This is a genomic window from Pseudogracilibacillus amylolyticus (SeqCode) (assembly GCF_051918545.1).
In the GTDB taxonomy this organism is placed as follows: Bacteria; Bacillota; Bacilli; order Bacillales; family Amphibacillaceae; genus Pseudogracilibacillus.
The window spans coordinates 1-9,258 of sequence record NZ_JBPPZG010000095.1 but is presented as its reverse complement, the minus strand read 5'-3'; the positions used below and the strand labels follow the sequence as shown (position 1 = coordinate 9,258).

The 9,258-nt window shown below is 33.4% G+C and carries 8 protein-coding genes and 2 pseudogenes; 4 read left to right on the top strand and 6 right to left on the bottom strand.

The genetic code is table 11. The annotated features are described in order from the left end of the window. The first annotated feature begins 450 nt into the window (after nucleotides 1-450). From ACPYKA_RS11605 to ACPYKA_RS11595, 3 genes and pseudogenes are all read left to right on the top strand, one after another. A complete protein-coding gene (locus ACPYKA_RS11605) occupies nucleotides 451-1,242 on the top strand; it encodes an enoyl-CoA hydratase-related protein (RefSeq protein WP_479542439.1) in 792 nt (263 codons plus the stop codon). Nucleotides 1,243-1,362: 120 nt separating this feature from the next. Then, nucleotides 1,363-2,363, top strand: a pseudogene (locus tag ACPYKA_RS11600) (class I adenylate-forming enzyme family protein); the annotation flags it as partial. A 9-nt stretch (nucleotides 2,364-2,372) separates the two neighbouring features. Next, complete coding sequence (locus tag ACPYKA_RS11595) at nucleotides 2,373-2,864, top strand: AMP-binding enzyme (RefSeq protein WP_479542446.1); 492 nt, start codon at nucleotides 2,373-2,375, stop codon at nucleotides 2,862-2,864. Nucleotides 2,865-3,072: 208 nt separating this feature from the next. Here ACPYKA_RS11595 and ACPYKA_RS11590 read toward each other — a convergent pair whose 3' ends face one another. Both ACPYKA_RS11590 and ACPYKA_RS11585 read right to left on the bottom strand, forming a co-directional pair. After that, nucleotides 3,073-3,294, bottom strand: a complete 222-nt coding sequence (locus tag ACPYKA_RS11590; protein WP_479542438.1) for a hypothetical protein — start codon at nucleotides 3,292-3,294, stop codon at nucleotides 3,073-3,075. A 268-nt stretch (nucleotides 3,295-3,562) separates the two neighbouring features. Next, nucleotides 3,563-4,036 carry a hypothetical protein gene (locus ACPYKA_RS11585; protein ID WP_479542437.1) on the bottom strand — a complete coding sequence of 158 codons (474 nt, stop codon included), beginning with the start codon at nucleotides 4,034-4,036 and terminating at the stop codon, nucleotides 3,563-3,565. 321 nt (nucleotides 4,037-4,357) lie between these two features. Between ACPYKA_RS11585 and ACPYKA_RS11580 the strand changes: the two genes are divergently transcribed. Then, nucleotides 4,358-6,250: a DUF2207 domain-containing protein gene (locus ACPYKA_RS11580; RefSeq protein ID WP_479542436.1), complete on the top strand. Its 1,893-nt coding sequence runs from the start codon at nucleotides 4,358-4,360 to the stop codon at nucleotides 6,248-6,250. Between the two features lie 521 nt (nucleotides 6,251-6,771). Here ACPYKA_RS11580 and ACPYKA_RS11575 read toward each other — a convergent pair. The 4 genes and pseudogenes from ACPYKA_RS11575 to ACPYKA_RS11560 form a co-directional block, all read right to left on the bottom strand. Continuing rightward, nucleotides 6,772-7,308 (bottom strand): type II toxin-antitoxin system PemK/MazF family toxin, encoded by a 537-nt coding sequence (locus ACPYKA_RS11575; protein WP_479542435.1) that lies wholly within the window; start codon nucleotides 7,306-7,308, stop codon nucleotides 6,772-6,774. A gap of 4 nt (nucleotides 7,309-7,312) precedes the next feature. Then, nucleotides 7,313-7,537 (bottom strand): hypothetical protein, encoded by a 225-nt coding sequence (locus ACPYKA_RS11570; RefSeq protein ID WP_479542434.1) that lies wholly within the window; start codon nucleotides 7,535-7,537, stop codon nucleotides 7,313-7,315. A 265-nt stretch (nucleotides 7,538-7,802) separates the two neighbouring features. Continuing rightward, nucleotides 7,803-7,971 (bottom strand): annotated as a pseudogene (locus tag ACPYKA_RS11565) (spr1629 family repressor/antitoxin); the annotation flags it as partial. 178 nt (nucleotides 7,972-8,149) lie between these two features. Further along, nucleotides 8,150-9,169: an AAA family ATPase gene (locus tag ACPYKA_RS11560; RefSeq protein WP_479542445.1), complete on the bottom strand. Its 1,020-nt coding sequence runs from the start codon at nucleotides 9,167-9,169 to the stop codon at nucleotides 8,150-8,152. Nucleotides 9,170-9,258: the final 89 nt, after the last annotated feature.

Sequence of the window (9,258 nt, the reverse complement as noted above, 5' to 3'; positions counted from 1 at the left end):
AACCACCGCAAAAAAAAATACATTTTTTTATGGTTTATTTGTTGTGCCCTCTGAAATATTTTACATAGAAGTTTCTACTGATTTTGTTTTCACACTAGATTCCCCCTTATAAATAAAACCTCAAAATATAGTAAGCGTTTTCATTATTGAATTTAAAATCCCCTCCTTTTTATCGATAGGTGTATTCACTTCTATGGATGACAAATTATAAGTAATTATTTAATGAATAGTGAAAGTATAAATTGTGTCTTTACACCTTACTATTTATATGACATAATTTATACGATATATATTATTATGCATTATACTTATTTTAACAATTGATGTCAATTACATTTTTTGCACGTTTCATAATGTTTTTTCTTTTCCATAGCATTCTTTATTACAATTAGTCTTAATACGTATTAAAAACGGCATTATCAATTTATTAGAAAAGGAGGAATTAACGATTTGAACATAGAATTAGAATATAACAAAGTAAAACTAGAAATAATTGATTCAATTGCTAGAATCTTGATTAACAATCCACCAGTTAATACATTGAGTATGGGTACAATGAAAAGTTTACATGCTGCTTTTACAAGAGTCGAAAAAGAAGCTTCCATAAAAGCGATTGTTTTACAGGGAGCAGAGAGACATTTTATGGCTGGCGCTGAGCTTAACGAGTTTCATGAAATAACAGAAAAAGAAGATGCATCACGTCTCTCTTATTTAGGGCATCAATTAATGAATCGGATCGAATCATTTACAATTCCAGTGATTGCCGCAATCGATGGGGCATGTTTAGGTGGCGGTTTAGAGCTCGCACTTGCTTGTCATATACGAATTGCGACTGAAAACGCTTTGTTTGGTTTACCCGAAGTAACGTTAGGAATTATACCTGGTGCAGGTGGTACACAGAGGTTACCAAAAATTGTCGGTGCTTCAAAAGCTACAGAAATGATTTTGACCGGTCAACGACTAGATGCTACGGCTGCAAAAGAAATTGGTTTAATTAGTAAGGTTTGTCCAACTGCACCCATCCTCTCCAAACAAAGTAAAGAGATTGCTGAAAGCATAGCACGCAATGGGAAAATTGCAATCCAATCAGCTTTACGTTCTATCCACACTGGGTTAAATAATACTGATGCAGGATACAAAGTAGAAGCGGAAATGTTTGGACACTGTTTTACTACGGAAGATAAGGTAGAGGGTATTGTGGCCTTTTTCGAAAAAAGAACTCCAAAATATAGAGATAAATAAATATATATAAGTTCTCCTTTCAAATTAATGTAAGCGCTTAAGGTTAGCGTCATTGTTGGTTTTTATGCATAGTCACTCTATGAATTGTTAAAAAAATAATAATTTAGAGGTGTTTTGACGATGAATATTATCAGTGAATTGGAAGAAATAACACGTAAAACCCCTAACAAAATTGCGTTAATAAATGAAGAGTCGAGTGTGACATATGAACTATTGTTAAGCCAGATTAATCGGACGGTCAATACTTTTAAACAAATAGGAATTAAGGAAGGTGACCGAATTTTAATTCAAATAGGAAACAGAATGGAGTTTTTTATTGCTATTTTGCAGCAATGAAGATGGAAGCAATCATTGTGCCTATCAACCCAACATACACCCCAAAAGAAATTGCTTTTATTGCAGAAAATGCACAACCAACCCTTTTTATTTGCGAGCAAAGTGCTCAAAAAAACATCCCAGTTATTTCATCCAAATCAAGTGAATTTAAAACATACTTATTGCTAGACGAAACTGATGAAGATAAAGACTTTCATTCCGTCCTCAAAAGACATTCATCAACCAATGATTCTTCTATTATGAACGATGATAAGGTATGTCAAATATTATATACGTCTGGAACAACTGGACGACCGAAAGGCGCCATGTTAACCCATGATGGTCTTGCTCGAAATGCCATGACATATAGTGAAATATTAAAATGTACTGAAAAGGATATTGGATTAATTGTAGCACCATTATATCATTCCGCATCACAAACGAATTGTTTATTGACCATGCTTATTTCTGGAGCGACATGTTATATTATGCCTAAGTATAATACAGAAAAAGTTTTACATACATTACAAGCTGAAAAAATAACGTATTTTTTTGGTCCACCTACTATGTATGCGATGCTACTCAATAATAAATGTATTTCAAAATATGAGTTTGCGTTACGGATTGCTTTTACAGGTGCTGCTTCTATGCCAATTAGTGTCCATAAAAAGTGGAAAGAGATTTTTGGTTTCGATATTTTGGAAGGATACGGTCTGACAGAGTGTTCTCCAATTGTTTCAAACCATCGGTATGGAAAGAAAATCAAACACGGTTCTGTAGGTCCTCCTCTTCCTGGAATAGAAGTAGACACTGGGATGAAAGGGGAGGTTACAGTTAAAGGTCCAAATGTGATGAAAGGATACTGGCGAATGCCTAAAGAAACGGCTGAAGTTTTACGTCATGGTTGGTTTTATACAGGAGATATCGGCTATAAGGATGAAGATGGTTATTTGTATATTGTTGATCGCAAAAAGGACATGATTAATCAAGGGGGTTTAAAGATATATCCTCGGGAAGTAGAAGAAGTGCTCTATCAAGATACAAGATTTCTTGAAGTTGCTGTTGTAGGGGAACCAGATGTAATAAAAGGCGAAATAGTTGTGGCATTTGTTACATTGAAGAATAACGAAAAAATTGACTTTGAAGAAGTTAAGGAAACTTGCAGAAAAGAATTGGCTCCCTATAAGGTTCCTAAACGATTTTATATCATTGATAAAATGCCAAAAACCTTAAGTGGAAAAATTCAAAAGAACATGTTAATTGGGGACTCCTCCCATCGTGATGCTTTAAATCTCCAGAGAGAATAATTCCATTGGCAAATAGATCATAATAGGGATAGTCCCTCAAATAATGAGTACTGTCCCCTTTTGTTCTTTTAAAAATAATATATTTTCAAGTTTATTTATTGGAAGACGTCTTGATCAATATAAGCCCAACTTATCAATAAGTAAATTTCTTATTGTACTTTTTCCACTTCCATTGTTACCAGCAAACACATACATCATAGGATCTCGGTTAACTTGATTCATGACCTTCACCATTAATTTTATAATCGATTTCAATTATTCGTCCATCCGGATATTCTTTAACGGGACCATTTTCTGTTTCGTAAATAATGTAAGTCCTATTTGCTTTTGCATCAATTTTTGCTCTTTCTCCAGTCATTTTAACCCACTTATCAATCCAGGCGAATTTTCGTTCATGAAAACTTTCCTCTTCTTTTCTGTCTTTATGCATAAAAACACCGCCTTTTTATTTCCATTATATCTACAATTATAGCATATCCAAAATGCTTAAACCCTCTTGTTTTATTATTGGCTAACTACATACTATGTATTATTAAAAAGGAATTAAAAGATAATAGACTTTTATAAAAAACTTCCAGAGCTTGTCCAAGGCTTGAGGTAATCCAAATTATTCAAATAAAAAAAGCTCTATGAATATTCCCCATAGAACTCTTAATGATTAGGCAGCAAATAGACATATTTATGTTCATTTATAAAAGTTAAATAGTTACGAGACCAAGTAGAATACAAGCAATCAATAATATAATACTTAGACTCCAAATCCAAATAACAGAAAATCTTATATGGCTCGCTATATCAACTCGTGCTAATCCAACCGCAAGATAAGTAGCAGCGATAAGCGGACTAATATAACCAGCAATTGTCGCTCCGACTCCTGCTGCATAAGCGACAGATGTTGCTGACACACCATGCTCAGCACCTATTTCCATAAGTAATGGAACGTAAGCAAAGAAATAAGCATCAGCCGGTAAAATCATAAGTAAAGGTACGGATACAATCCCAGCAATAATATGTACATACGAACCAAAAGTATTAGGGATAATATGTACCAGTCCGACTGTCATCTCATCGACCATCCCACTACCGGATATAATTCCTAAGAAGGCACCAGCTGCAAGAAGTATTGTTACAAGGGTAAAAGCTTCACCCGCATGTGCCCGTATTCTTTCCATTTGTATATTTCCATGTGGATAATTCACGAAAATTGCTATTGCAAATACAACCATAACGAGAAATTGCCCTGAATCAGAAGAAAAGGAACTACCACCATTTGACATTTTAATTTTATTATTGAATTTTAGAGTATTTTAAGTTAAAGTAGCCATTATAAAATTTTTTCTGTGGTGATCTTATCGTGATTTAACTCTAATAGAAATGGATTCTTTTTTCATTTTTAGGTAAATGTTAACTTTTATCAAAAACTTAATCTATCAGTAAATACAAGCATCTTATTTTCCAGCTGCGAATAATTCAGGATAAGGAGGGAGATGTAGATGAGAAAATTCTTACGTACTTTTCTACTTATTGGACTTGTCTGCTTAACAATGACCCTCACCGCGTGTGAAGATCGTTCTTATACAATTAACAAAGTGACAATTAGTGCGGAAATTGATGAATCCGGTCGTATACATGTACAAGAAGTGTACACCTATTCTTTTGATGGTGAATATAACGGAACAACACGTACCATTAAATCTGATGTAAGCAATTTTAATGCATTTCTTCTTCCGGATAATGACCATCGAGCATTCCTAGAAGGCGACACTAAAAAAATTAAGCCATTACAGACGGAATTGGATGAAAGAACATATAAATCATTCACAAAATCCAACAATGAAACAAAAACGATCCTCTATACATATGAAATTAATGGTTCAGTTGAAAAATATAGGGATATTGGAAAGTTATATTACAGTTTTTTCGATAAGGAAAATGAATCAGACATCCGGGATTTAACCATTACGATTTTACCACCGGCATCATTAAACATAGATGACATGTATGTTTTTTTGCGTGAAAAAGGTGACAGCGGCTCCGTTGAAAAGTATACAAATACCATTGTGTACAAAAATGATCTATTGCCTGCTAAAAAAGATTCGTATCTTACACTTCTTTTTCCAAGTTCAGCATTGTCGGAAATGGAAGTGACAGAAGATAAAGATATGCTTAATCAAACCTTAGCAGCGGAAGAGGACTGGCAAGACCGGGCGACCCACTTGCAGGAAAACTTTAGTACGTTAAAACCGATCATCATGATACTTGCAATAATGATTGTATTAATTACTGTATTCATTATACGTATCCATCCCATTCGTAATCGAAAAAAATATGATGATGAGACACTCATTCAAATTTTTGAACGTACAGACCCACTATTCGTCAGTTATTTGGAGCGATTTCGTTTAATAATAGATGAGAAGTCGCTTTTACCTGCTTTATTCTCTTTAAAAACGAGAGAGATCATTCACATCGAGGAAGCCCCTTCCAATAAAGATGAAAACAAATCGACAGTGCGCTTTACGTGGATGGATCATCATAAAGAAATTGATGAGGCAGATCAATATTTAAAGGATTGGCTGTTTACAGAAACAACGGAAAATGAAGTAAGTTTCTTGTTGGAAGACATTATCGATGATGTGAAGGAGCCAGACGATGTTCGAAAAATAAAAGCAAAAGCATTCAATGAACATGTACAAACATGGAAAAACCTTGTCTTGGAGCGGGAAGAATATGAACAAGTTCGTTATCCGTATCCTTTATTTAAATGGATAGCTATGTTATTTGCTGTAATTTGCGGAGGCCTATTTTATTACTTCATTACGATTGACATCTTAAGCCGAGGAGAACAGATTAGCTTAAAACTAATTATCATTGTAAGTACACTCTTAGTAACAATATTTTCCCGTCATAAATTCGTCCTATTTTTATATTATGGAATAATTACGACGTTAAGTTTGATTTTCTTTTCCTTATTCAGTGCAGGGATTTGGGCTATTGTACTCTATGTCATAGCATTCATAGCAAGTCTATGCATACCGGCATACTATTGGACGGAAGAAGTCGCTCCAATCAAGCAATCTATGAATAAAGCGAGTAATCTCATTATCCAAAATCAGTATCCGGTCGGTTCAGACGTCACAATAATAGAGAACCGAATCTTATATGCAATTAATCTCAATCTCGGCAAAAAATATGCAAAACAATTCAATAAGGAACAGTTTGCTCAAGAACTGAAGGAAAGCAGCAACTTATTACTCAGCGCTGGGTTTATCGTGGAATCATTCACTCATAACGCTATATTTTACTCACTCACACGTATAAACAGTGGTGGTGGCTCATCTGGCGGTTCCAGTTCTTCAGGTGGCGGAGGAGCAGGCGCATTTTAAAAAGTATTGTTAAATAATAAAATGTTTTTAAAAAAAGCCGCTATATAGCGACCTCCTTCCAAGGCTAGAACCGCTGCAAATTCTTCCGCTTTCAATTAGTGCGGGGTTTCTTGTGGGTACTTTGTATAGATTAGTAGTTTTCACAGCGGGAGTAGATTTATTCTGTAATCACTACTCCCGTTTATCTTGTATTAAAAATTGTTGGTAATTGCGTGATAAGGATGGCATGTTAATAACGCGGCCAAGTCCTCATCCTCTATCGTTTCTAAATGATTCCATCTTATCGGGATAAATAACTTGTTAATACATTTTTGATTGTTTAAGAATCCAATATGAATTTTATCGAATAAACTTACAACTATCTCTTTATTTTCCGTTTGTATATGATCTATTAAACGTTAGTCCTCTACAATATTAACTACAGGTGCGTGGTGAAGTACCCTACCTAAAATAGTGTTAGCCGTCTTTATCTTGAAATATATCTCCCCATGATTTAAAGTGAGGTTAAGCTATTAAATCTATTATAAGTCCAGCAATTCTAATAAATGTGATTCTATAAATTCTAATCTATCTTCAGGTACTTTGGACTGTTTTTTTAGCAATAAACTTTTATGTATAGTGGAAACTTGAGTTAAATCTACAGCTACACCATGACTTGTACCTCTTGGTAAATAGGCAAATCCTATATGATTATCATTCTTTAAGTCTTGATACCACGGTCGATTTGAATCTTGATATGTTAATCCAAAAACAGGTAAAACTTGCACATACTCAAAATCTTTATTTTGGTTAATCCTATCATTGGAAATTAAAATTACCTGCCTTGGTTTTAGTGTAATTACAATATCTTGCTCAACCGCTCTTTTTCGCCCCTCGACCTTTACTGGGCTAAAATCCCCATACCTTTGAACAATTTTATAACTATTTTCTTCATCATTAAATTCAAGAAAACGTAAAGGCTGCTCAGTATTTGAGAGGTAATACATAGCAGCCTGATAAAAGTATCCTCTATTAATATTTTTCCATTTTTCAGGATTAATAAATTCAGATTCTGACAATCCCCTACTCCTCTCCAAACAACTTCTTGTAAGTAAGGTTACTTAATCCTCTTTGCTTTTTGCTTATTTCGTTCATTGTCTTAAATGTTTCATCAGTTGATGAGGAAAGTAGATTTGTTCTTTTTATTTTAGGCTTTCTCAATGCATTCTGACTAGATATTTTATCTGCATGTGCCAACATATCTTCATCCCCTTTTTTATTCTTACCGCTCTTGTCGGAATCGCACATACACATCACATCCTTTATAGTATGTGTATGTAGTTTTCCCCTATCTAATGCTAGTATAACATAGAATCGGATAATTTACATTTGTTTGTAATTCAACTATTATTTTTAAAAGATTGAAGTATAGCAGCAACTTCGATCTTTTATAATAATAAAAGTTTTGCTATAGTGTGGTAAACGTATCCATTTGTAAAATTAAACATCAGCATTGTTACCCTAATAATATCGGATGGATCGATAAAGACTCTCACCGATTTGTTTCTCAATCGAAAATAGATCTTAAATCATTTACGATCATCATTTTGGGTGACGTATAATTATTTTCGTATTGCCAAACCGCCTGTTCTGTTACTGTTATACCCAACATTTCAGGGAGCTATTTTCGTGAATATCCATGTAAAAATACGACGATTAGTCAAACTTTCACCAATAAACATAACGCTTCCCCTAGTCTAAATCAATTTGCTTTATTTACTTTCCTTCTATTCAAAGATTCCAATGTAGAACTCTACAGAAGCAACTAAATCATTAACGGATAGTGTGAGGACAGACCCATATTAAGGGGACAATCCTTTTCTACATACTCTTTTTATTAGCCTTTCGTAAATCATCCATCTACTCCTGACTAGCTGCCGCTTCTTTCAATGCTTGTTGAACTTCATTTTCATATTCAATTTCTCCCATCATCATATTAAAATGAGATTCGTGGTTAGAAATGACAAAGATTCTCTTAAATACATCAAAGTATTTTTCATTCAACTCTGGATTAATATCTACATATAAATCATCATTTATATGATGTGATCCATCATTTACCCAAGAAAGTAAAGAATCGCATACCACTTTATCTTTATCCGGAAATTCCTCTATAATTTCATTAATGTCTATATTCCCGAAAAATTTAAAGTAATTTTCTAATATTCTTCTCATAATATTTGGTGTTGTTATTGAATTTTGATTTTCCTTTAATTCTTTCCAAAGTAACTCGTAAGAATTTTTAATGGGATTCTCTTTATACTCTTTTATGCGAGTAATATCATCTATCTTTCTAAGAATCCAAAAAGTCTCATCATTTAACTTCTTATTTCCCTTACCTTTATTGAAGGATATTTCCTTATGAAAATATACATTATGAGTAAATATTAGTAACTGTTTAAACATTGAATCGTTACTTCTAACTTTTTGCTTTAATCTATTAATCAAATTACTTACAATAAATAAAATATTACTGTCTAGACTTGATATGGGATCATCTACGACAATTATTCTTTCTGTATTAACTTTATTTTGTTCATTGCTCCCATTGATAAGTTGATAGAAGTATAGAAACGTAATAAAGGTTTTCTCTCCTTCACTTAATGTCTCGTTTGCATCATCTCCATTTTCCCTTATAATTTTATAATTACCTTCTTCCTCTGATTCAGCTAATTCGAAGTTTGTGAAACCAAAGTTTTTAAGCAGATTATTGATTTCATTTATGGAAGGTAGTACACTAGTAAGTTGGTTCTGAAGGTTGATAACCTCCTGTCTCAGTTCTTGTAAAAATTTATTCCGTGTTTCTAGTCCTTTATCCATACCTTCTATTGACTTGTTTATCTTTTCATATTGATCCTGATAACTTTGATAATCCTGGATTACGAAAGTAAAATCTAGTTTATAAATACAAAAAGGGCTCCAACCTTTGGTATAATTAGGTTTGTACTAAACTAAATCCCAAAGAAAGG